This is a genomic window from Micromonospora sp. IBHARD004, from assembly GCF_052814115.1.
Genome location: NZ_CP199934.1, coordinates 4375905 through 4398794, shown reverse-complemented (window position 1 = coordinate 4398794; position 22890 = coordinate 4375905). Strand labels below are relative to the sequence as shown.

At 74.7% G+C, this 22890-nt stretch carries 21 protein-coding genes and 1 riboswitch; of the genes, 11 read left to right on the top strand and 10 right to left on the bottom strand.

What is annotated here, in order from left to right:
- Position 1: 1 nt before the first annotated feature.
- The 5 genes from ACTWO6_RS21430 (at position 2) to ACTWO6_RS21410 (ending at position 4315) form a co-directional block, all read left to right on the top strand.
- A complete protein-coding gene (locus tag ACTWO6_RS21430; protein ID WP_446215605.1) occupies positions 2–1039 on the top strand; it encodes a glycosyltransferase family 4 protein in 1038 nt (345 codons plus the stop codon).
- Complete coding sequence (locus tag ACTWO6_RS21425) at positions 1036–1848, top strand: methyltransferase domain-containing protein (protein ID WP_446215604.1); 813 nt, start codon at positions 1036–1038, stop codon at positions 1846–1848. The genes ACTWO6_RS21430 and ACTWO6_RS21425 overlap by 4 nt, the downstream gene beginning before the upstream one ends.
- Before the next feature lie 89 nt (positions 1849–1937).
- Positions 1938–2909: a lysylphosphatidylglycerol synthase domain-containing protein gene (locus ACTWO6_RS21420; RefSeq protein ID WP_446220721.1), complete on the top strand. Its 972-nt coding sequence runs from the start codon at positions 1938–1940 to the stop codon at positions 2907–2909.
- A 66-nt stretch (positions 2910–2975) separates the two neighbouring features.
- Positions 2976–3629: a GTP cyclohydrolase II gene (locus tag ACTWO6_RS21415; protein ID WP_446215603.1), complete on the top strand. Its 654-nt coding sequence runs from the start codon at positions 2976–2978 to the stop codon at positions 3627–3629.
- Positions 3626–4315, top strand: coding sequence for a RibD family protein (locus ACTWO6_RS21410; protein ID WP_446215602.1), 690 nt, complete (start codon positions 3626–3628; stop codon positions 4313–4315). Before ACTWO6_RS21415 ends, ACTWO6_RS21410 begins: the two co-directional genes overlap by 4 nt.
- A 7-nt stretch (positions 4316–4322) precedes the next feature.
- Here ACTWO6_RS21410 and ACTWO6_RS21405 read toward each other — a convergent pair whose 3' ends face one another.
- The 6 genes from ACTWO6_RS21405 to ACTWO6_RS21380 all read right to left on the bottom strand — a co-directional run bounded on the left by ACTWO6_RS21405 (position 4323) and on the right by ACTWO6_RS21380 (position 10085).
- Positions 4323–5432: an FUSC family protein gene (locus ACTWO6_RS21405; protein WP_446215601.1), complete on the bottom strand. Its 1110-nt coding sequence runs from the start codon at positions 5430–5432 to the stop codon at positions 4323–4325.
- 129 nt (positions 5433–5561) lie between these two features.
- The gene (locus tag ACTWO6_RS21400; RefSeq protein ID WP_446215600.1) at positions 5562–6314 is read right to left on the bottom strand and encodes an amino acid ABC transporter ATP-binding protein; all 753 of its coding nucleotides are present in this window, start codon (positions 6312–6314) and stop codon (positions 5562–5564) included.
- Positions 6311–7108, bottom strand: a complete 798-nt coding sequence (locus tag ACTWO6_RS21395; protein WP_446215599.1) for an amino acid ABC transporter permease — start codon at positions 7106–7108, stop codon at positions 6311–6313. The genes ACTWO6_RS21400 and ACTWO6_RS21395 overlap by 4 nt, the downstream gene beginning before the upstream one ends.
- A 36-nt stretch (positions 7109–7144) precedes the next feature.
- The gene (locus tag ACTWO6_RS21390; RefSeq protein WP_446215598.1) at positions 7145–8002 is read right to left on the bottom strand and encodes an ABC transporter substrate-binding protein; all 858 of its coding nucleotides are present in this window, start codon (positions 8000–8002) and stop codon (positions 7145–7147) included.
- A 102-nt stretch (positions 8003–8104) separates the two neighbouring features.
- Positions 8105–8236, bottom strand: coding sequence for a hypothetical protein (locus ACTWO6_RS21385; protein ID WP_446215597.1), 132 nt, complete (start codon positions 8234–8236; stop codon positions 8105–8107).
- Positions 8237–8268: 32 nt separating this feature from the next.
- Positions 8269–8380, bottom strand: a riboswitch (SAM riboswitch).
- A 154-nt stretch (positions 8381–8534) separates the two neighbouring features.
- Positions 8535–10085 carry an NAD(P)/FAD-dependent oxidoreductase gene (locus tag ACTWO6_RS21380; RefSeq protein WP_446215596.1) on the bottom strand — a complete coding sequence of 517 codons (1551 nt, stop codon included), beginning with the start codon at positions 10083–10085 and terminating at the stop codon, positions 8535–8537.
- Positions 10086–10416: 331 nt separating this feature from the next.
- Between ACTWO6_RS21380 and ACTWO6_RS21375 the strand changes: the two genes are divergently transcribed.
- Genes ACTWO6_RS21375 through ACTWO6_RS21365 form a run of 3 tightly spaced genes read left to right on the top strand, consistent with a single transcriptional unit; the run spans position 10417 to position 14029 of the window.
- Positions 10417–11694 (top strand): hypothetical protein, encoded by a 1278-nt coding sequence (locus tag ACTWO6_RS21375; RefSeq protein WP_446215595.1) that lies wholly within the window; start codon positions 10417–10419, stop codon positions 11692–11694.
- Between the two features lie 44 nt (positions 11695–11738).
- Positions 11739–12311, top strand: coding sequence for a PadR family transcriptional regulator (locus ACTWO6_RS21370; RefSeq protein ID WP_446215594.1), 573 nt, complete (start codon positions 11739–11741; stop codon positions 12309–12311).
- Positions 12308–14029, top strand: a complete 1722-nt coding sequence (locus ACTWO6_RS21365; RefSeq protein ID WP_446215593.1) for an acyl-CoA dehydrogenase family protein — start codon at positions 12308–12310, stop codon at positions 14027–14029. The genes ACTWO6_RS21370 and ACTWO6_RS21365 overlap by 4 nt, the downstream gene beginning before the upstream one ends.
- A gap of 222 nt (positions 14030–14251) precedes the next feature.
- Here the strand turns inward: ACTWO6_RS21365 and ACTWO6_RS21360 are convergent, their stop codons facing one another.
- Both ACTWO6_RS21360 and ACTWO6_RS21355 read right to left on the bottom strand, forming a co-directional pair.
- Complete coding sequence (locus ACTWO6_RS21360; protein WP_446215592.1) at positions 14252–16795, bottom strand: hypothetical protein; 2544 nt, start codon at positions 16793–16795, stop codon at positions 14252–14254.
- Complete coding sequence (locus ACTWO6_RS21355; RefSeq protein WP_446215591.1) at positions 16792–18126, bottom strand: SWIM zinc finger family protein; 1335 nt, start codon at positions 18124–18126, stop codon at positions 16792–16794. Before ACTWO6_RS21355 ends, ACTWO6_RS21360 begins: the two co-directional genes overlap by 4 nt.
- A gap of 224 nt (positions 18127–18350) precedes the next feature.
- On the opposite strand from ACTWO6_RS21355, the gene ACTWO6_RS21350 reads away from it, so the two are divergent.
- Complete coding sequence (locus ACTWO6_RS21350) at positions 18351–18893, top strand: GNAT family N-acetyltransferase (protein WP_446215590.1); 543 nt, start codon at positions 18351–18353, stop codon at positions 18891–18893.
- A 7-nt stretch (positions 18894–18900) separates the two neighbouring features.
- Here ACTWO6_RS21350 and ACTWO6_RS21345 read toward each other — a convergent pair whose 3' ends face one another.
- A complete protein-coding gene (locus ACTWO6_RS21345) occupies positions 18901–19305 on the bottom strand; it encodes a maltokinase N-terminal cap-like domain-containing protein (RefSeq protein WP_446215589.1) in 405 nt (134 codons plus the stop codon).
- A 78-nt stretch (positions 19306–19383) separates the two neighbouring features.
- On the opposite strand from ACTWO6_RS21345, the gene ACTWO6_RS21340 reads away from it, so the two are divergent.
- On the top strand, positions 19384–19794 hold the full coding sequence (locus ACTWO6_RS21340) for a type II toxin-antitoxin system Phd/YefM family antitoxin (RefSeq protein ID WP_446215588.1): 411 nt from the start codon (positions 19384–19386) through the stop codon (positions 19792–19794).
- Positions 19795–19840: 46 nt separating this feature from the next.
- On the opposite strand, the gene pgi is transcribed toward ACTWO6_RS21340, so the two are convergent.
- Positions 19841–21475, bottom strand: a complete 1635-nt coding sequence (pgi, locus tag ACTWO6_RS21335) for a glucose-6-phosphate isomerase (RefSeq protein ID WP_446220720.1) — start codon at positions 21473–21475, stop codon at positions 19841–19843.
- Between the two features lie 337 nt (positions 21476–21812).
- Between pgi and ACTWO6_RS21330 the strand changes: the two genes are divergently transcribed.
- Positions 21813–22862, top strand: a complete 1050-nt coding sequence (locus ACTWO6_RS21330; protein ID WP_446215587.1) for an aldo/keto reductase — start codon at positions 21813–21815, stop codon at positions 22860–22862.
- Positions 22863–22890 lie beyond the last annotated feature (28 nt).

Below are 22890 nucleotides of genomic sequence, written 5' to 3'. Positions count from 1 at the left end.
GATGGCCACGGTGCACGTGGTGCTGCCGGGCGACATCGACGATCCGGCCACCCCCAGCGGCGGCAACGGCTACGACCGCCGGGTCTGCCGGGGGCTCGCCGCGGCCGGCTGGACCGTCCGGGAGCATCCCGTGCCCGGTGGCTGGCCGCGACCGGGGGCGGGGGAGCGGGCCGCCCTCGCCGGGGTGCTCGCGGGGCTGCCCGACGGCGCGCTGGTGCTGCTCGACGGGCTGGTCGCCTCGACCGTGCCGGAGGTGCTGGCGCCGCAGGCCCGCCGGCTGCGCCTGGTGGTGCTCGTGCACCTGCCGCTGGAGACCGACGCCGAGGCCGAGGCCCTGGCCGCCGCCACCGCCGTGGTCACCACCAGCGAGTGGACCCGCCGCCGGCTGCTCGACCGGTACGCCTTCCCGGCCGGTCGCGTCCGGGCGGCCCCGCCCGGGGTGGACCCGGCGCCGGAGGCCACCGGCTCGCCGGCCGGCTCGGCGCTGCTCTGCGTCGCGGCGGTCACCCCGCACAAGGGCCACGACGTGCTCGCCGCGGCGCTGGCCACGGTCGCCGACCTGCCCTGGACCTGTGACTGCGTGGGCGCGCTGACCCGGGATCCCGGCTTCGTCGACCGGCTGCGCGGGCAGCTCACCGGCGCCGGCCTCACCGGCCGGATCCGCCTGGCCGGCCCCCGCACCGGCGCGGCCCTGCACGACGCGTACGCCCGGGCCGACCTGCTGGTGCTCGCCTCGCGGGGGGAGACGTACGGGATGGTGGTCACCGAGGCGCTGGCCCGGGGCGTACCGGTGCTGGGCACCGACGTCGGCGGGCTGCCCGAGGCGCTCGGGCGCGCCCCCGACGGCAGCCGGCCCGGCCTGCTCGTGCCGCCCGACGACCCGGACGCGCTGGCCGGCGCGCTGCGCCGCTGGCTCACCGACCCCGCGCTGCGGGCCCGGCTGCGCCGGTCCGCCCGGGACCGGCGGGACACCCTCACCGACTGGGCGGTCACCTCGACCCGCCTGGCGGCCGTACTCAAGGAGGCGACGGCGGCATGACCACACTCCCGCCCGACTTCGCGGGCTGGCTGCGGCTGCGCGAGCCCGCCGACGCCGCGGCCCGCGCCACCGGACTGGTCGACGTGCTCCGCCGCCGGCTGACCGGTGACCGGCCGCTGGTCGTGCACGACCTGGGCACCGGGACCGGCTCGATGGCGCGCTGGCTGGCGCCGCTGCTGCCCGGGCCGCAGCACTGGATCCTGTACGACCGGGACGCCGGCCTGCTGGACCGGGCCGCCGCCGACCTGGTCGACGCCGCCGCCGACGGCAGCCCGGTCACCGCCGAGACCCGGCGCGCCGACATCACCCGGCTGACCGCCGCGGACCTCGCCGGCGCCGGCCTGGTCACCGCGTCGGCGCTGCTGGACATGCTCACCGCCGAGGAGGTCGAGCGGGTGGTGGCGGCCTGCGCCGGGCATCCCACGCTGTTCATGCTCACCGTGGTCGGCCGGGTCGAGTTCACCCCGGCCGACCCGCTGGACGCCGAGTTCGCCGCGGCGTTCAACGCGCACCAGCGCCGTACCGTCGACGGCCGCGCCCTGCTCGGGCCGGCCGCGGTCGAGGCCACCCGGGCGGCGTTCACCGGGCGGGGGATCGAGGTGCTGGTCCGGCCCAGCCCGTGGCGGCTCGGCCCGGAGCAGGCGGCGCTGACCGCCGAGTGGTTGGCCGGCTGGCTCGACGCGGCCGTCGAGCAGCGGCCGGAGCTGGCCGCCGCGGCCGGGGCGTACCGGCGGCGGAGGCTGGCCGAGGCGGCCCAGGGCCGGCTGCGGGTGCTGCTGCACCACGCCGACCTGCTGGCCGGCGGGTGAACCGGACGGCCCCGCCGTACGTGACACCAGGTGGACTGAGGGAGGACCGCTTGTCGCACGCGACCATCGCCGCGCCCGTCGTACCCCCGGTGGCGACCGCCGCGTCCCCGGCCGCGCCGGCGGCGAGCCCCGCGGCCCGGTCGCCGTGGGCCTGGGTCCGCACGCTCGGTGGGCTCGGGGTGCTCGCCGCCCTGGTCTGGTGGGTGGGCACCGGGCCGTTCCTCGACGGGCTGCGGCTGATCGACGGCCCGGCGCTCGCCGCGGCCCTCGCCATCGGCCTGGTCACCACCGTCTGCTGCGCCTGGCGGTGGGCGCTGGTCGCGGGCGGCCTCGGCGTGCGGCTGCCGATGGGCGCCGCGGTGGCGCACTGCTACCGCGCGGTCTTCCTCAACTCGACCCTCCCCGGCGGGGTGCTGGGCGACGTGCACCGCGCGGTGCGGCACGGCCGGGACGCCGGCGATGTCGGCCGGGGCATCCGCGCGGTGGTCTGGGAACGCACCGCCGGACAGGTCGTCCAGCTCGTCATCGCCGTGGTGGTGCTGGCGGCGCTGCCCTCGCCGGTCCGGCCGTACCTGCCGGCGGTGACCGGCGCGCTGCTCGCCGCCGGGCTGGGCCTGGCCCTGCTCGCCCGGGCGGCGCCCCGCTCCGGCGCGTCCCGGTGGGGGCGGGCGCTGCGCACCGCGGTGGCCGATGTCCGGTCCGGCCTGCTTGCCCGGCGCACCTGGGTGGGCGTGGTGGTCGCCTCCGCCGTGGTGGTCGCCGGCCACCTGGCCACCTTCGTGGTCGCGGCGCGCACCGCGGGCGCCGACGCGCCGCTGTCCCGGCTGGTGCCGCTGACGCTGCTGGCCCTGCTGGCGATGGGGCTGCCGGCCAACGTCGGCGGGTTCGGCCCGCGCGAGGGGGTCGCCGCGTGGGCCTTCGCCGCCGCCGGCCTGACCGCCGCGCAGGGCGTCGCCGCCGCCATGGTGTACGGCGCGCTGGTGCTCGTCGCGAGCCTGCCCGGCGCGGCCGTGCTGGTGGTGCGCCGGTTCCGGGCCACGGCGGCCAGCACCGATCGCTGACCGCGCCTACCGTGGACCTTGGTGTGCGCTGCCGGCGCGTCCGGCCGCGCCGGACGGAGGAGAGCAATGGACGAAGCGCTGCCGGTGGCGACGGTCCGGAACCAGGTCACGGTCCCCCTGCGGTTCCCCGACGGGTACGTCACGACCGCCCGGGTCTTCTCGTTCGACGGCCTGGTGGACGGCCGGGAACATCTCGCGTTCGGCCTCGGCGACTGGGCGTCGACCGTGGACGGGCAGGCCACCGGTGGGCCGCCGCCCCTGGTCCGGCCGCACAGCGAGTGCCTGACCGGGGACGTCTTCGGCAGCCAGCGTTGCGACTGCGGCCCGCAGCTGCGGGAGGCGGTCGAGCGCATCGCCGAGGCCGACGGCTTCCTGCTCTACCTGCGCCAGGAGGGGCGCGGCATCGGCCTGTACGCCAAGCTCGACGCGTACGCCCTGCAGGACGCCGGCCTGGACACGTACGAGGCGAACCTGGCGCTGGGCCGGGGCGCGGACGAGCGCGACTACACGGTCGCCGCGCAGATGCTGGCCGCGCTGGGCGTGGCCCGGGTCGCCCTGCTCAGCAACAACCCGGGCAAGGCCGACCAGCTCGACCGGCTCGGCGTGACGGTGGCCGAGCGGGTGCCGACGGGCGTGCACCTCTCCCCGGCCAACGCCGGCTACCTGGCGGCGAAGGCCAGCCGCGGCGACCACGCCCTCGACCTCCCGTTCGTGCCGTGACCGGCCGGCCGTACGTGCTGCTCAGCTGCGCGATGTCGATCGACGGGTACATCGACGACGCCTCGGCCGAGCGGCTGCTGCTGTCCAACGCCGACGACCTGGACCGGATCGACGCGGTCCGGGCCGGCTGCGACGCCATCATGGTCGGCGCGAACACCGTCCGGCTGGACGACCCGCGGCTGCTGGTGCGCTCCGACCGGCGCCGGGCCGAGCGGCTGGCCCGGGGCCTGCCGCCGTCCCCGGTGAAGGTCACGGTCACCGCCAGCGGGGACCTCGACCCGACGGCCCGCTTCTTCACCATGGGCGAGGCGACCAAGCTGGTGTACTGCCCGAGCGGCGCGCTGGAGAAGACCCGGGAGCGGCTGGGTGAGGTGGCGACCGTGGTCGACGCCGGCGAGCCGGCCGGCCCGGGTGCGGTGCTGGCCGACCTGGCCGCGCGGGGCGTACGCCGGCTGATGGTCGAGGGCGGCGGCGCCGTGCACGCCCAGTTCCTCAGCGCCGGCCTCGCCGACGAGCTGCACCTGGTGGTCGCGCCGTTCTTCGTCGGCGACGGCCGGGCGCCGCGCTTCGTCGGGGACGGCCGGTTCCCCTGGCACCCCGGCCGGCGCGCCCGGGTGCTGGAGGTTCGCCAGATCGACGACGTGGTGCTGACCCGGTACGCCCTCTCCGACCGCTGCGGCGGGTGAGCGCCGGTCAGACCGCCGGCAGGCCGAGCGCCTCGTCGACCCGGGTGAGCACCGCGACGTCGTCCTCGCCCACGCCGCGCAGCAGGTCGATGGCGGTGGCCCGGATCTGCCCGACGATCATCACAACCGGGAGCGGTGGGTCGGAGTCGAGCAGCTCGGCGCCGATGCGGACCGCCTCCAGGGCCGCCTCGTCGGCCCGGCCGACGTGCCGGTCGGCGTCGTCGTGGCCGGTCAGGTCGGTGGCGAGCGCCGCGCCGGCGGCGCGTACCGCCTCGGCGAGCGCGCGGATCGCGGCGCCCAGCTCCGGCGGCGTCGCCGTGTGCAGCCGGGTCAGCGTGCTGGCGTTGCGGGCCAGCACCCGGATGTTGCGTACGGCGTAGTCGAGCTGCCGGGTGGTGGCCTCGACCTCCTCGATCTGGCCGAGGTGCCGGCGGCGGCGGACCCGCAGCCGCAGGGTCTCGCCGCAGGCCTGGACGGCCTTCCGCAACCGCTCCACGCAGCCGTCCACCTGGCGGGCGCGGTCCAGCGCGGCCTGGGCGGCCGTCTCGTCGCACCGGTCGAGGGCGTCGTCGATCCGGTCGAGCAGCTCGGCCAGGTCGGTGAAGGTCTGCCGGGCCTCGGTGACCAGCGGCGCGAGCGGGTCGCGGGCCGTCACGAGCTGGCTCGCGGCGAGCGCCACCGCGCCGCCGATCAGCGCGTCGACGAAGCGGAACGGCACGAACTCGCCCTTCGGGGCGGCCACCACGACCAGGTAGAGCGCGGAGACCGCGGTCTGGATGACCAGCGTGCTGCTCGCCCCGGCGGCCACCGTGATGCCGAGGGTCAGCAGCAGCACGATCAGCATGGTCCCGGTGCCCGGTCCGAGCGCGTGCACCATCAGGTCGGCGATGAGCACGCCGCCGGCCACGCCGAGGATCAGCTCGATGGTCTGCCGGATCCGCTGCCCCCGGGACTCGCCGAGGACGATCAGCGCGGCGCTGGGCGCGAAGAACGGGTCCGGGTGCCCGATCAGCCGCGCCGCGATCAGCCACGCGACGGTCGCGGCGAGCGCGGCCTCGACGACCGGGATCCAGCCGTCCCGCAACCGCCCGACGGCGGCCTTCCACCAACCTCGCACTGTCCGCACCCTCTCCAAGCGGACCGGCGCACCACCGGACCGACGATTCCGGCCACCCGGGCTTCTACCCGGGAAGTTGATCGTCGTAACGGGACAGACGCTTTCGCGGCCGGCGAGTGGAGGGCGGGGTCAGAGCACCTGGGAGAGGAAGCGGCGCAGCCGGGGGTGCTCCGGGGACTCGAAGATGGCGGCCGGCTCGCCGGCCTCGAGGACCACGCCGTGGTCCATGAAGGCCACCGTGTCGGCGACCTCGCGGGCGAAGCCCATCTCGTGGGTCACCACCACCATGGTCATGCCGCCGGCGGAGAGGTCCGCCATCACCCCGAGCACGCCCTTGACCAGCTCCGGGTCGAGCGCCGAGGTTGCCTCGTCGAAGAGCATGACCTGCGGTTGCAGGGCCAGGGCGCGGGCGATCGCCACCCGCTGCTGCTGACCGCCGGAGAGATGCGCCGGCCGGGCGTCCGCCTTGCCGGCCAGGCCGACCAGCTCCAGCTGGGTCCGCGCGAGCTGCACCGCCTCGTCCTCGGGCAGCTTCTTGAGCCGGCGCAGCGCGAGGGTGATGTTGCGCAGCACGGTCATGTGCGGGAAGAGGTTGAACTGCTGGAAGACCATGCCGATCAGCTGCCGCAGGGCGTCCGGGTCGTCGCTCAGCACGCTGCGCCCGTCGAGCAGGACGTCGCCCCGGTCCGGCTCGATCAGCCGGTTGACCGTACGCAGCAGAGTGGACTTTCCGGAGCCGGACGGCCCGATCACGCACGCCGTCGCGCCCCGGGGCACGTCCAGGTCGACGCCGCGCAGCACGCGGTTGGCGCCGAAGGCGAGGTGGACGTCGCGGACGCCGAGGCTGACCGAGGTGGCGGTGGTGGTGGTGGTGGTGCTCATCGGGGGTCCTTCCGTCCGCTCGTGGGCAGCGCGGCCTCGCCGGCCAGCGCCAGCCCCGCGTCGTCCTCGGCGTCGTCGGGCGCGGCGGTCGCCCGGCCCTGGCGCAGGCGCCGGTCGATCGCGTTGACGGCGTGGGTCAGCGGGATGGTCAGGGTCAGGTAGAAGAGGCCGGCCAGCAGCAGCGCCGACTCGTTGCCGGTGGTCGCGGCGTGGTCCTGTCCGATCCGGAACAGCTCCCGCTGGCTGGCGACCAGACCGAGGAAGTAGACCAGGCTGGAGTCCTTGATCAGCGCGATCAGCTGGTTGACCCAGGCCGGCAGGACCCGGCGTACGCCCTGCGGGATGATCACCAGCCGCATTGCCTCGCCCCAGGGGAGGCCGAGCGCCCGGGCGCCCTCCAGCTGCGCCGCCTCGACGCTCTGGATGCCGGCGCGGAAGATCTCCCCGATGTAGGCGGCGGCGATCAGCGACAGCGCCAGGATCCCCAGGGGATACGGGTTCGGCCCCCACGCCTGCATCCCGAGCGGCGCCAGGCCGACGCCGATCAGCAGGATGGTCGCCGCCGCCGGCAGGCCGCGGAACACATCCGTGTAGACCCGAGCCGGCCACCGCAACCAACGGGTACGCGAGATGCCGGCGACGGCCAGCAGCATGCCCAGCATCGAACCGAGCAGGGCGGCGGTGATCGCCAGGATCAGCGTGTTGGGCAACCCGACCGTCAGCATCTCCGGCAGCGCCTGCCGCATGGAGTCCCAGTCGAAGAAGGTCTCCCAGAGGGTGCTCAGTGGATCCATGTCACCGTCCGCCCTGCTCGTGTCCGTCGCTCGGGATCAGGAAGCCGCCGAGGCCGACGGCGCCGGGACGCTGCCGCTGCCCGGCTTGAAGTCGGCCGGGACCGGCCGGCCCGGGTAGTACTGCGCCTGGAGCTCCGTCCAGGTGCCGTCGGCGATGACCTCGTCCAGGCCCTTGTTCAGCGCCTCGCGCAGCTTGTCGTTGCCCTTGGCGAACGCGTACGCGGTCGGCGCGGGACTGAGCTGCTTGGCGGCAACCGTGATCTTGCCGCCGCTGTCCGCGGCGGACTTCTCGCCGATCTCGGCGGGGGCGATCCACGCGTCGGCGGTGCCGGCCTTGAGCTGGTTCAGCGCCCCGTTGTAGTCGGGCACCCGCACCGGGTTGAGGTTCTTGCCGGTGGCGTAGTCGTCCTGCACGGTGCCCTGCACGACCACCACCCGCTTGCCGGCGAGCTGGTCGAAGCTGGTGATGGGGGAGCCGGCCGGCACGTCGAGTCCGAAGTAGCCGAAGTCGTAGCCGTTGCCGAAGTCGACGGTCTTCTGCCGCGCCTCGGTGATCGTGATCGACGAGCTGCCCACGTCGAACTTGTGGTTGTTGACCTGCGACAGCAAGGCCGAGAAGTCGGTGCCGACGAACTCCACCTTCAGGCCCGCCCTGGCGGCGACCGCGGTGAGCAGATCGTTGTCGAAGCCGGTGAACTTCCCGTCCTTCAGGTACACGTTCGGCGGGGCGTCGGTGAGCGTGCCGGCGCGGAGCACACCGGGCTGGAGCAGGCCGTACGGGTTGGCGGCCTCGCTGGTGGCGGCGTCGTCGCCGCAGGCGGTGAGGCCGGTCGCGGCGAGCACGGCGGCGGCGCCGAGCGCGGCGACTCGGGTCAGGGCAGGAAGGAATCGCACAGGTGTCTCCAGGGTCGCGTGGCGGCGTGGACGCACGCCGCCGACGGCACGCCCGGGGCGGGCGAGCCGGAGTGGGTGGTTCGAGGAAGGGGGTGGTGGCGCTCAGCGCGCGTCGGCGCGGCGACAGCGGTCGCTGCACACCCGCATCAGGTCGACGTGCCGGCGCTTGACCAGCGCGAAGCCGGCCGGGTACGCGACATCGTCGGTGAGCGGGGCGCGAGGATGAGCAGACATGGTTCCCTCGGGTCGGTGATGACCTGGGTACCAGGCCACGCTTGCACCGGCGTGCTGCCGGTGCCTGGTCTTCACCCGGGGCACCCCACCGCGGAGGAGGGTTGCCGGCCAGCGAGCCGGGGCTTGACGCTGGCGCTCATGACCTGCCGAGAAGGCTAGCAGCAGCGCCGCCCCGATCGTCCAGTCGTTATGACCACGCTCACGTGCGCTCGTTACCGGCCGCCGGATCGGCCGGGGCGGACGCGGGATGCCCGTCGGGCGACGGCCCGCGCAGGGAAGGCCGGCGGGTGCCCTCGGCTCAGGGCCGGCGCGCCGCCACGGGCCTGGCCGTCGCGGTCTTCGTGACCCGTCCGTGCCCGACCGGGTGGGCGGGCACGATCGGCGCGTCCCGTCCGCTGCCGTGCCGCCCGTCCGCGCTGGGCGTGGCGGCCCTCTGCTCGTGGTAGTCCTGCTCCACGTTGACCGTCCAGACGTCGTGACCGGCGCCGTGGGCGATGTTCTCGGCGGTCAGCATCGCGGTCAGCATCGAGTGGTCCTGGTTGTTGTACCGGTGCATGCCGTTGCGCCCGACCGGGTGCACGTTGGGCACCTCGCGGGCCAGCCAGCCCCGGATGACGTCCACGTTGTGCTGGTACCGCTCGTCGTACACCGGGTACGCCTTCGGCATCCGGACGACGTGGCCGGCCTCCACGCAGCCCGGCCGGACCAGGCCGAGCCGCTCCAGCTCCGCGGTGGCGAGCGCGATCAGGTCCGCGTCCGGGGTACGCCACATCTCGTCGTCCTCGAAGACGAAGTACTCCAGCCCCAGGCAGGTCCGCCCGTCCTTGACCAGGTACGGCGACCAGGAGCCGAAGTTCTGGATCCGCCCCACCTTCGCCGCCGGGTCGTGCACGTAGATCCAGTTGTCCGGGAACGAGAACTCCTCCGGGACGACCAGCGCGACGGTCAGGAAGTCCCGGTAGCGCAGGTCGTCGGCGGCGGCCAGCACCACCGGCGGGGCGGCCGGGCGCATCGCGCGGACCAGCGCGGAGATCGGCATCGAGGAGATGACGTGGTCGGCCGGCTCGGTCCGCTCGCCGTCGGCGTCGGCCACCGTCACGCCGGTGGCGCGCCGGGCCGCCGGGTCGCGGTGCACGGCCGTCACCCAGGTGCCGGTACGCACCGAGCCGCCTCGCTTCTCCACCTGCTCGGTGCAGCGTTCCCACATCATCCCCGGCCCGTGCTTCGGGTACTGGAACTCCTCGATCAGGCTGGTGACGTCCTTCCGGTTGCGCCGGGGGAGGAGGGCGTTGAGCACCGCCTTGGACAGCGACAGGTTCTTGATCCGCTGGGCGGCCCAGTCGGCCTGCAGCTGGTCGGCCGGCATTCCCCAGACCTTCTCCGTGTACGTCTTGAAGAAGATCGAGTAGAGCCGCCAGCCGAACCGGGCCGACACCCAGCCCTCGAAGTGCGACTGGTCCTTCGGTGGCCGCAGCCGGGCCCGACCGTACGAGCCGACGCAGCGCAACGCCTCGACGATGCCGAGGTTGCGCAGCGCGTTGCCGGCGTTGAGCGGGTAGTCGTAGAGCGCGCCGCGGTAGTAGATGCGGCTCATCCGCGGCCGGAGCAGGAAGTCCTCGTCCGGCAGGATCTCGTGCCAGAAGTCCTCGACCCGGGACACCTTGGTGAAGAACCGGTGTCCGCCGATGTCGAAGCGCCAGCCGTCCCGCTCCACCGTGCGGCTGATTCCGCCGACCACGTCGTCGGCCTCGAAGACCCGGACCGGCTCGCCGTGCCGGAGCAGCTCGTAGGCTGCGGTGAGCCCCGCCGGCCCGGCGCCGATGACGACGGTGCCGTTCTTCTCGCCCATGCTCTCCGAGCCCTCCGCCGCCGTCCGGTCAGTTGCGGCAGCGCGGTTACCCGGTCTGCCCAAGATCTCACCTGCCCGTGCGGCGCGATTCTCGCCGCTCCCCGGCCCGTCCGCCGCCCCGCCTCCGCCGCCCGCGCCCGTCCCGGTCCTCCGCGAGATCGACGCCGGCTCGCCGCCATCGCGCCATCAGGCGCCGCCGGACCCCGCAACGTCGGCGACGTGCGGACGATCGCCGCCCGAGGGCAGGTGTCAACGGTCGGGGAGCGGGAATGCGGGGCGACGGTTCGCGCCCCGGGGGGCGGTCGCGGGCGGGGCGAGGCGTGGGGGACGGATGGTGGACGGGCGAGCGGCCGGCGTGGCCGGCGGTCCCGCCACGGAGAGGCCGGAGCTCCGGGTCCGGGTTCGCCGCGCTGGCCGAGGCCTGTCCCGGCTCGCCGCCCGGGTGCCCGCGCCGTGGGGCTTCGTGCTGGCGGTCTTCGTCGGGTCGAAGGTCGTGCTCAGCCTGGTCGGCGTGATCGCGCTGAGCGCCTGGGACGGCGTGCCCGGCGCGCCGCCCGCCGACGAGATGATGATGCGGGACCAGCAGGACGCCGTCTCGCCGTACCGGTGGGTCTCGCTCTGGTTCGCCTGGGACTCGTTCCTCTACGACCACCTGGCCCGGCTCCCGCTGGACCGGCCGTGGCGGGACTTCGGCTTCCCGCTGCTCTACCCGTTCCTGGCCCGGCCGGTCGCGCCGCTGCTGGGCGGGCACACCGCGTGGGCCCTGCTGCTGATCAGCAACCTCGCCCTGATCTTCCAGCTCTACTACGCCCACCAGCTCGGCGCCCGGCTGCTCGGCGCCGACGCGACGGGCGGCGATGACCCGGCGGCCGGTCGGCGGTTCGTGCGGTACCTGCTGCTGCTGCCGACCGCCTTCCTGTTTCAGGCGGCGCTGACCGAGTCGCTCTTCCTCTGCCTCGCGTTGGCCGCCTTCTGGTACGCCGAGCGGCGGCGCTGGCTGCTGGTGGGGGTCGTCGGCTATTTCCTGGCGCTGAGCCGCTCGGTCGGCTTCCTGGTGGTCGTCCCGCTCGCCCTGGTCCTGCTGCGCCAGCACGGCTACCGGCTCGACCCCCGTACGCTCCGGCGCTACCTGCGTCGGGGCTGGCCGCTGCTGCTGGTGCCGGCCGGCTGGCTGACCTTCATGGCGTTCTGCCGCTGGCAGTCCGGCGACTGGTACGCGTACAAGCACACCCAGGAGCGGGGCTGGGGGATCAGCGTGCAGAACCCGTTCCGGGTGGCGTACGCGGCGCTGACCGGGGAGAACAGCGCCGACGCCCTGCGGGTCTGGTGTGCCGTGGCCGTCCTGGTGGTCGTGCTGGCCGGGCTGCGCCGGGCCGAGCTGCCGTACCTGGTCTACACGGTGATCGTGGTGCTGGTGCCGCTGTCGATGGGCCCGCCGGTGCACAAGAGCCTGCTGCGCTACCTGCTCGCCGCGTTCCCGGCCGGCCTGGTGCTGGCCCGCTGGGCCCGCCGGGCCACCCTCGACACCTGGCTGACCGCCGCGCTCGCCGTGCTCCAGGGGGCGCTCTTCGTGGTCTGGCTGACCTACTGGACGCACTTCGTCATCTGAGCCCTGTCTTGCTATGCAACGAGTTGCATAGCAGGATGCTCGGCATGTCGTTGGAGCACGCCATCCTGGTCTCGCTGCTGGAGCGGCCCGCCTCCGGGTACGAGCTGGCCCGGCGCTTCGACCGCTCGATCGGCCGCTTCTGGACCGCCACCCACCAGCAGATCTACCGGGTGCTCAAGCGGATGGCGGCGGACGCCTGGATCGTCGGCGAGGAGATCGGCCAGGACGGGCTGCCGGACAAGAAGGTCTGGTCGGCGACGCCGGCCGGCCGGGCCGCGCTGATCACCTGGCTGCGCGCCCCCGTGCAGCCGGAGGCGGTCCGGCACGAGCTGGCCGTCAAGATCCGCGGGGCCGCGTTCGACGACCCCGCCGGCCGCGCCGCGCTGGTCGCCGAGGTCGAGCGGTACCGCGCCGACCACGAGGCCACCCTCGCCGGCTACCTGGCCGGCGAGCGCCGCGACTTCCCGGACCCCGACGCGCTGGACGCCCGTGGGTCGCTCCAGCACGTCGTGCTGCGCGGCGGCATCGCGTACGAGCGGATGGTGCTGGCCTGGCTCGACGACGTCCTCGCCACCCTCCGCGACCTCGACCCCCCGACCAGGAAGGCGACCCCGTGACCGACCCGCTGCTGCTCAACCCGCGCACCTACGACCCCGCCCACCTCGACGAGCCCTCCCGCCGGCTGCTGCGCGCCACCGTCGACTGGTTCGAGCAGCGCGGCAAGCAGGCGCTCGTCGACAGCTACAACCGGCGCGACTGGTACGGCGACTTCCTCGACTTCGCCGCCAAGGAGGGCCTCTTCGCCACCTTCCTCACCCCGGCCGCGGACGGCGGCGGCGACCCGGACAAGCGCTGGGACACCGCGCGCAACGCGGCGCTCAGCGAGATCCTCGGCTTCTACGGCCTCGGCTACTGGTACACCTGGCAGGTCACCGTCCTCGGCCTCGGTCCGGTCTGGCAGAGCGGCAACGCCGCCGCCCGGGCCCACGCGGCCGAGCTGCTCGACCAGGGGCACGTGATGGCGTTCGGCCTCTCCGAACGGCCGCACGGCGCCGACATCTACTCCACCGACATGGTGCTCACCCCGGACGGCGCGGGCGGCTTCCGGGCCACCGGCGGCAAGTACTACATCGGCAACGGCAACGTCGCCGGGCTGGTCTCCGTCTTCGGCCGCCGGGCCGACGTCGAGGGCCCCGACGGGTACGTCTTCTTCGCCGCCGACAGCCGGCACCCGGCCTACCACCTGGTGCGCAACGTGGTGAACGCGCAGATGTACGTCAGCGAGTTCCGGCTGGAGGAGTACCCGGTGCGCGCCGAGGACGTGCTGCACACCGGGAAGGCCGCCTTCGACGCCGCGCTGAACACCGTCAACGTCGGCAAGTTCAACCTCTGCACCGCCTCCATCGGCATCTGCGAGCACGCCATGTACGAGGCGGTCACCCACGCCCACAACCGGGTCCTCTACGGCAGGCGGGTCACCGACTTCCCGCACGTCCGCCGGGAGCTGACCGACGCGTACGCCCGCCTGGTCGCGATGAAGCTGTTCAGCGACCGGGCGGTCGACTACTTCCGCTCGGCCGGCCCGGACGACCGGCGGTACCTGCTGTTCAACCCGATGACCAAGATGAAGGTCACCACCGAGGGCGAGAAGGTCATCGACCTGCTCTGGGACGTGATCGCCGCGAAGGGATTCGAGGCCGACACCTACTTCGACAAGGCCGCCAAGGACATCCGGGGGCTGCCGAAGCTGGAGGGGACGGTGCACGTCAACCTGGCGCTGATCCTCAAGTTCATGGCGAACTACCTGTTCCAGCCGACCGGCCACCCGCCGGTGCCGACCCGTCACGACCCGGCCGACGATGAGTTCCTCTTCCGGCAGGGCCCGGCCCGCGGCCTCGGCGCGATCCGCTTCCACGACTGGCGCGCCGCGTACGACGCGCATGCGCAGGTGCCGAACGTGGCCCGGTTCCGGGAGCAGGCCGACGGGCTCTGCGCGCTGCTCGCCGCGCACGCCCCCGACGAGGCGCAGCAGCGCGACCTGGACTTCCTGCTCGCCCTCGGCCAGCTCTTCGCCCTGGTCGTCTACGGCCAGCTGATCCTCGAGCAGGCCGAGCTGACCGGCCTCGACGCAGACCTGCTGGACGAGATCTTCGACCTCCTGGTCCGGGACTTCTCCGGGTACGCCACCGAGCTGCACGGCAAGGCGGCCACCACGGAGGAGCAGGCCGCCTGGGCGCTGGCCCACGTCCGGCGCCCGGTGCGGGACGCCGAGCGCACCGCCCGGGTCTGGGAGCGGGTGGCCGCGCTCTCCGGGACGTACGAGATGCGCCCCTGACCGATCCGCCTCACCGCCCGGTTCCTGTTCTTCCCGCTACGAACCTGATGACGTGAACGGATCAACTCGGCGCGATCCGTTCACGTCGTCAAGTTCGTAGAGACAAGCGGGGATCCGGTCGTCCGGCCCGGCCGACCGCCCCGACGCTTTGCGCCCGCTCTGCCGGGCCGGCCCCGGAGTGCACGCCCGCGTCCCGGCTCGGCCGGCCCGCGTCGCGGCCCGTCAGCCCAGCGCGGTGGTGAGCCGGCGGGCCTCCGTCACCAGCCGGCTCCCGCCGCCCCGCGCCACCACGTCGGCCAGGCCCGGCACCTCGATCCGTACCCCGGTCGCGGTGGCGGTCTCCGCGGCCAGGGTGAGCAGGTCCGGGGTGCCCCGGGGCGGCGTCGGCGCGGCCAGCAGCGCCGGCAGCGCCGCGGCGAGCAGCCGCCAGGTGCTCAGCCGGGCACCGGCCGCGACCGCGTCGCGCAGCGGGGTCGCCGCCCGGGCGGGCGTCACCTGGCCGTCCGCCGCCAGCGCGCCGAGCTGCACGCCCACGGCCGGCGCGTCCAGGTCCCCGGCCGCCGCCAGCATCAGCAGGGCGTCGAGCGTGGCGACCCGGTCCACCTCGTGCCGGGCGCACAGCCCGTACGCCAGCGCCAGGTCGAGCGCCGGGCCGCCCGCGCCCGTGCACTCGGCCAGCACCGGCAGGACCGTGGCACCCTCCCGCAGGTCCTCCTGCGCCGCCTTCGCGACCTCGGCCAGCAGATGCGCGGCGACCAGCCCTCGGTCCCCGGGCAGCAGGGCCGGCCACAGGTCGCCCCAGCCGCCGTGCCCCCGTCCGACCAGGTGCGCCGGCACGGTGAGCAGCCCGAGCGGGTCGGCCACGCCGTCGGGTGGGGTGGTGGCGACCACGGTCCGCCGTTCCGGCATGCGGTCGTACCGGAAGTCGTAGTCGCCCATCCGCTCCCGCCGGCCGACCGTCACCACCCGGTGGACCGGTGCCGGGAGGACGTCCCCCCGAAGCCAGCCGGCCAGCTCGGCGCCGGCCGGCGTGCCGAGCGACGCCGCCCGCGCCGCCAGCGCCTCGTCCACCCCGGCGGGCAGCCGCAGCAGCGCCTGGGTGAGGTCCCACCGCCAGACCGGGCGGCCGCCGAGGGCGGCCAGCCGGTCGTACAGCGCGGTCGGGTCGAGGGCGCCGGTGGCCGAGGTGGGCACGGCGAGCAGGCCGGGATCGTCCCGCCCGTCCAACCGCTGCCCGATCTCGGCGAGCCGGGCGCAGTACACCTGCGCCAACGCGGACCGGCGGGGCGGCTCGCCGGCCGGCCGGCCCCGGAACGGGCGCAGCGCCCGAGGGCGGGACTCGGTGAGGATTCCGGCCCACTGGTCGCGGCGGGTCGCCGCCTCGGCCGGGGCGGCGGCGGCCAGCAGGACCCCGTGCAACTGGGCCGACAGGTTGAACACCGCCCACGGGTGGTCGAAGGCGCCGACCTGGTGGCGTTGCAGCACCGGCAGCAGCGCGGGCTCCAACCGGTCCCGGTCGGTGGTGCCCAACCGGACCAGCCCGTCGAGGACCCGCTCGACCGCCAGCGCCGGCCAGCGCCGGCCGAGCAGCGCCGACACCTCCTCGACCAGCTCGTCCACCTCGGCGATCGGGGGCGGGACGGCCGCCGCCGGCGCCGGGGGAGGCAGCTCGTCGCCGGCCACCGTCACCGCGACGGAGCGGACCGGCCGGTGCCCGTGCCGCTGCGCCAGCGCCACCGCCCGGTCCCGCAGGTCCGCCGCCGGGTGTTCGGCGGCCACCGCGAGCGCGGCGGCGATCTCCGCCGCCCGGTCCGGCTGCTGCCGGGCGAGCTTGTCCAGCCAGGACAGCTGCGCCCGCACCAGCGCCTTCTCCGGCCGGGTCAGCACCGCCCGGGCGGCGTCCAGCAGGGACTCCAGCTCCAGGGCGTCGCCCGGGTCGCGCAGCGTCCGCAGCGCCGTCGTGGCGACCGGCCCCGGCCCGTCGGCGAGCAACCGCAGGTACGCGCTCGCCCGCGCCGCCACCTCCTCCGGGGTCGGCGTCAGCAGGTCGTGCAGGGCCAGGAACGGGCGCAGCGCGACCGGCCGGTCCCCGCGCAGCAGCCGACCGAGGACCCCGTCCAGCAGGACCGCCCGGTCGACCCGCCCCTCCGCCGCCAGCGCGGCCAGGGCCCGGGGTGCCGCCTGCCGGTCGCCGCCGAACGTCAGGTCGGCTCCGACGCCGTCCACCTCGAACAGCCGGGGCAGCAGCACGTCCAGGAACGGGTCGGCGCGCAGCCGGTCGAGCAGGGGTGGCTGCTGCTGGCCGGAGGGCCGCTGCCACCACATCGCGTACGCCCAGCCGGCGACGAACGCGTCCCCGGGCGGCGGCGCCACCTTCTCCGCCAGCAGGAGCCCCGCCGTGAAGTGCCAGCCTTCCCACGGCTCGCTGCGGCGCATCCGGTCGGCCAGCTTGTACGCCAGGTCGGCCAGCCAGGTCACGCCCCGCTGCCGGGCCACGGCGACCACCGGCTCCGGGTCGGCGTCCCGCAGCATGACCGACCGCCGGCCGAGCAGCGCCGCCGCCTTCGTCGCGGTGCTGAGCGTGCCGACGGCCGCCAGCGCCAGCGCGGTCGCCTCCTTCCCCCACCACCAGTTGTCGCGCCGCCGCCGGACGTGGGCGACCAGTTCGTCGCCGAGCGCCCGGCGGGCCGGCTCGTCCAGCCCGTTCAGCACCGACCGGACGGCGCGCACGTCGCCCCGGATCAGGGACTCGAAGAAGTCCGTCACGCCCCCACCTCCGCCGGCGCCGCCACCATCGACACGGCCAGGGCGTGTTTGCAGGGCCCGCGCTGCCCGCGGTGCCGCCCCCACCACCGGCAGGAGCAGGTGTACGCCCCGTCCGGCAGCCGACGCACCCGGTAGACCTCGTCGCCGCTGCGTACCGTGGCGTATTCGCCCTCCCGGGCGACCGCGCCGCGCTCGACCAGCACCCGCGCGCCGACCAGGCGCGGGTTGTCCCGCTCGGCCCGCCCCGCGTCGTACGGCATGACCCGGTGGAAGTGCCCGCCCTCGGCCACGTCGTAGCCGACCCGCCCGGCGGTGCCGAGCTGGGCCAGCGCGGCGCGGACCCGGTCGTCGGGCAGCCCGGCCGCGTCGGCGAGCGCGGCGACGTCGATCGTCGGGTCCCAGGAGAGCAGGGCGCCGACCAGCTCCGCGTCGTCGACCACCTCGTCACCGGCGAGCGCGAGCAGGGCTGCTCCCTCACCGGAGAACCCCCGGTACGGCTCGGGGGAGAGGGTCAGCGACAGCCGCAGCGCCCCGGTGTCCAGCACCCAGGTGCTCGGCACGGCGGGGGAGCCGGCCCGCACCGGCGGCCCGTACACCCGCAGCGTGCCCGCGTGCCGGAGCAGGCCGCGCAGCGCCGCGAGCCGGCCCGCGCCGGCCAGGCAGACGGCGCCCGGCACGGGTCGCGAGGTGAGCCGGAGCGTACGCCCGGCGGGCACCGCCCAGAGCACCGAACGGGCGGTGCCGCCGGGTAGCCGGCGCAGGAAGGCAGCGGCCCCCGCGGCGGGGATCTCGGCGCGCGGCTCGAACGCCGCGGTGAGCACCTGCACCTCGGCGAAGCCGCGCAGCCAGCGCCCCGGTAGCGGGACCTTCCGCTCCACCACCGCGCCGTCCATCGTGGACATCGTCAGGTCGTCCGGGCCGACGGCCACGTGCAGCGGTTCGATCCCGCCGACCCGGGCCAACGCCTCCCGCAATGGCGGGTTGACGTCGACGTTGGTGGTGCCGTGCCCGACGACCTCGCCGTCGAAGCCGGCCGGTAGCACGTCCATCCGGGCGTACACCCCGCAGCAGCCGGAGAAGGACTCGAAGCGCAACCGGTCCCGGCTGCCCGTCACCACCGGGTCCAGGCTCGCCGGGCTGACCGGCTGGTGGTAGCGGGTGCGAGCCACCTCGGCGACGGCGAGCAGCCCGGCGGCCGCCGCCGCGGGGGTGGTGAGGAACCCGGAGAAGAAGCGCGGGTTGGCCGCCGGGCCGCCGCAGGTCTGGAGGTCGAGACCGGCGGCGCGCAACGCGGACGGCTGGAGGTATCGGTACGTCTGGACGGCGTTCACGGCGCACACGGTAGGACGACCGACCGACATCCCAACACCGTTCCTTTCCAACAGCAGGAGTGCTCCGACGCCGACGGACGGTGGCGGGTGTCCGCCCTGCCCGCCAAGCCGACCACCGTCCGGCTGTGGGGCGGACGTGCGACTTACCGCCGGCTGACCGCAGGCCCGCCGGTGCTCCGGATATCCGGTGTGCGCGTCGGCGGAAAGCGCATTAGGTTGCTCGGATGTTCGCTCTTCCCCTGACCGACGGCGCCGAGCTGCGGCCGCTCGAACCGTGGCGCTCCGACGAGTTCCTCGCCAACCTCGACCGGTGCCGGGAGCACATCTCCCCCTGGGTGGGGGCGTCCTTCGTGGCCACCGACGCCGATTCCGCCCGCAAGGTCCTGCAGAACTACGCCGACCGGTGGGCCCGCGACGACGGCGGGATCTGGGGCATCTGGCAGCGCGGCACCCTGGTCGGCGGCGTTCTCTTCGTTTCCTTCAACACCACCGCCGGCGTCTGTGAGGCCGGCTGCTGGCTGGAGGCCGGCGCCGAGGGGCAGGGCCTGGTCACCCGCGCTGCCCGCGTGATCATCGAATGGGCGATCCGGGAGCGCGGCATCCACCGGGTGGAGTGGGTGACGAAGGCCGGCAACGACCGCAGCATCGCCGTCGCCCGGCGGTTGGGCATGCGCCGCGACGGTGTCCTCCGCGAGGCGGCCCCGGGGCCGACCGGCCGGGCCGACATGGAGGTCTGGTCGGTGCTGGCCCCGGAATGGAAACCCTGACGCGCTGCTACACCGTCTCGCCGGCGTCGGTCGCGGCCCGGAGCACCGCCAGGCACCCGTCGACCGGCGTGGAGTCCGGCCCGTCCGGATGCCAGGTGCCGGTCAGCACGCCGAGCGCGTCCGCGTCGCGCGGCTCCCCACCGGGGGTGAGCACCCGACGCAGCTCGATCCGGACCGACTCCGCCGACAGCGGGTCCGCCGAGAGCCGCCGGCCGCGCGCCTCAGCCGGGCCGACCCCGCGCTTCCCGCTCGGCTCGGAGACGCCCCCGGTCGCCACCAGTCGCAGCAGCTCGGCCACCCACACCGGGTCGGCGGTGGCATCGTGGATCCAGCGGGTGCCCAGGACGCTGTGCCCGGCGGTGGCCACCAGCGCCGCGTCGTCGAACGGCGTGTCCCGGTAGGTCAGCGGCACCTGGTACAGGGTGGACCGGACCTTACCCGCTGCAGTACGCGGCGGAATTCTGTCGTACCCGGACGTGAACATGTGTCCATGGCTGCCCCCGCACTGGCCGACCGGTCCCCCCAGCCGCGCGCCCTGCCGCTGCGCGAGGTCCGCACCCGGCTCACCCAGCTCGTCGCCCTGGCCGAGCTGACCGACACGGTCACCGTGGTCACCCGCGACGGCGACCCCCGCCCGATCGCCGCGATCGTGCCCGCCTCCGCCGCCCGCACGGCGACGCAGACCCGGGCCGACTCCGAGCGGATCGCCGCGATCAGCGCCGGCTGGTCCCGTCGCCTGGAGGAGCAGCACCGGCAGAGCAGCCGGCGGCACGCCGCCGAGCGGCGTGCGCTCGTCGACGCCCTCGCCGAGGTCTGGGCCGAGCTGGACCGCCGCGCCCCGGCCGGCGACCCGGCGCTCGCCCGGCTCCGCGCCGCCCACGCCGACCTGCTGCGCGACTGAGCCGGCGGCGGCGACCCCGACCCCGGGGCCGCCGCCGGCGTACGCGTCAGTCCCGGCCGCGCTGCGCCCGGTAGCGGCGGATCAGCGCGGCGGTGGAGGAGTCCACGTCGCCGAGGTCCGGGCCGGTCCCGGTGAGCTTCGGCGCGAGCTGGTTGGCCATCACCTTGCCCAGCTCGACGCCCCACTGGTCGAACGGGTTGATGTTCCACACCGTGCCCTCGGTGAAGACGATGTGTTCGTAGAGGGCGATCAGCTGGCCGAGGGTGGCCGGGGTGAGCTTCGGCGCGATGATCGAGGTGGTCGGGTGGTTGCCCGGCATCACCCGGTGCGGCACCACCTCGGCGGGAGTGCCCTCCGCCTCGACCTGCTCCCGGGTGCGGCCGAAGGCCAGCGCGGCGGTCTGCGCGAAGAAGTTCGACATGAACAGGTCGTGCATGTCGCCCAGGTCGTGGTTGGGCTGGCTGAACGCGATGAAGTCGGCCGGGATGAGCAGCGTCCCCTGGTGGATGAGCTGGTAGAAGGCGTGCTGGCCGTTGGTGCCGGGCTCGCCCCAGAAGATCTCCCCGGTCGGGTACGTGACCGGCCTGCCGTCGACGGTCACCGACTTGCCGTTGCTCTCCATGGTGAGCTGCTGGAGGTACGCCGGGAACCGGTGCAGGTACTGCGAGTACGGCAGCACCGCGTGGGTCTGCGCGCCGAGGAAGTCGGTGTACCAGACGTTGAGCAGGCCGAGCAGCGCCGGCAGGTTCCGCTCGACCGGCGTGGTGCGGAAGTGCTCGTCGACGGCGTGGTAGCCGGCGAGCATCTCCCGGAACCGGTCCGGTCCGACGGCCAGCATGACCGACAGGCCGACGGCCGACGGCAACGAGTACCGGCCGCCCACCCAGTCCCAGAAGCCGAACATGTTCTCCGGGTCGATGCCGAAGTCGCGGACCCGCTGCTCGTTGGTGCTGACCGCGACGAAGTGCCGGGCGATCGCCGAGTCGTCGGCGTCCAGCCCGGCGAGCAGCCAGCGGCGCGCCTGGTCGGCGTTGGCGAGGGTCTCCTGGGTGGAGAACGTCTTGCTGACCACGATGAACAGCGTGGTCGCCGGGTCCAGGTCGGTGGTCTTGTCATGGATGTCGGTGGGGTCGATGTTGGAGACGTACCGGCAGGTGATGCCGGCGTCCCGGTAGGCCTTCAACGCCTCGTACGCCATCACCGGGCCGAGGTCCGACCCGCCGATGCCGATGTTGACCACGGTGGTGATCCGCTCGCCGGTGTACCCCCGCCAGGTGCCCGAGCGGACCCGTTCGGCGAAGGCGGCCATCCGGTCGAGCACGGCGTGCACCTCGGCGACCACGTCCTGCCCGTCCACCACCAGCTTCGCCTCAGGCGGCAGCCGCAGCGCGGTGTGCAGGACGGCCCGGTCCTCGGTGGAGTTGATGTGCGCGCCGGAGAACATCGCGGCGATCCGGTCGCTCAGCCGGACCCGCTCGGCGAGGGCGGTGAGCAGGGCCAGCGTCTCGTCGGTGACGAGGTTCTTGCTGTAGTCGACGTGCAGGTCGGCGACGTCGCCGGTGAGCCGCTCACCCCGCTGCCCGTCGGCGGCGAACAGCTCCCGCAGGTGGGTGCCGCGCATCGCCTCGGCGTGCTTGCGCAGGGCCTGCCATTCGTCCGTGTTGGTGACGTCCACAGCCATCGGGTCGATCTTCTCCTTCACGACGGGTCTGTCAGCGGGTCGTCATCGCGCCCGCTGCCGGCGACTCCACCAGCCTGCCACCCGGGGCGGGCCGGCGCGACGCGACCCGACATCGCCCACCCCGTGGAATCTTCCGCGGGGTTGCCCGGGCGACACGCGGTCGGGACGCCTGTTCGACACGCCGATGTTCGAGCTGCAGGCCGCCGGCTACCTGGCGGGGGCGGGCGACGCCACCGGCTGACCAGTGCCGCCTTGACCTCGAGTGCACTCGAATTCCTAGGTTGGCCGGACCGGCCCCGCCGCCCGGCAAGCGCGGCGCATTCCCTCGGGAGGACTCATGCGTTACCGCGTGCTCGGCGGCACCGGCATCGAGGTGAGCGTCCACTGTCTCGGCACGATGATGTTCGGCGCGGTCGGCAACCCCGACCACGACGACTGCGTCCGGATCGTCCACGCCGCCCTCGACCAGGGGATCAACTTCGTGGACACGGCCGACATGTACTCCGCCGGCGAGTCGGAGGCGATCGTCGGCCGGGCGCTGCGCGGCCGGCGGGACGAGGTGGTGCTCGCGACCAAAGTGCACTTCCCGATGGGGAAGGGGCCCAACCGGGGCGGCAACTCCCGGCGCTGGATCGTCCGGGAGGTCGAGGAGAGCCTGCGCCGCCTGGACACCGACTGGATCGACCTCTACCAGGTGCACCGGCCGGACCACACCACGGACGTCGAGGAGACCCTGGGCGTGCTCAGCGACCTCGTCCGGGCCGGCAAGATCCGGGCCTTCGGCTGCTCCACCTTCCCGGCCGAGGAGATCGTGGAGTCGCACCACGTCGCCGAGCGGCGGGCGCTCGGGCGGTTCCGCACCGAGCAGCCGCCGTACTCGATCCTGGCCCGGGGGATCGAGAGCGCGGTCCTGCCGGTCTGCCAGCGGTACGGCATGGGGGTCCTGGTCTGGAGTCCGCTCGCCTCGGGGTTCCTCTCCGGCCGCTACCGTCCGGGCCGGGCGGTCGACCTCACCGCCGGCCGGGCGGCCCTCACCCCGGCCCGGTTCGACCCGGCGATCGCCGGCAACGCGGCGAAGTACGCCGCGGTCGAGGAGTTGCTCGCGCTCGCCGACGAGGTCGGCTGCACGCTGCCCGAGCTGGCGGTGGCGTTCACCGTGGCGCACCCGGCGGTCACCTCGGCGATCATCGGCCCGCGCACGATGGAGCAGCTGGAGGGGCTGCTCAAGGGCGCTGCGCTCACCCTCAACGACGCCGTCCTCGACCGGATCGACGAGATCGTCCCGCCGGGGGTGAACCTCTACCAGCCGGACGGGGTCTGGGCGCCGCCGGTGCTGACCGACCCGGCCCGTCGCCGGCGTCCGCTGCCGGACCGCGCCGCTGCCTGAGCCGGCCGGACGCGCCGCCCCGGCCGCC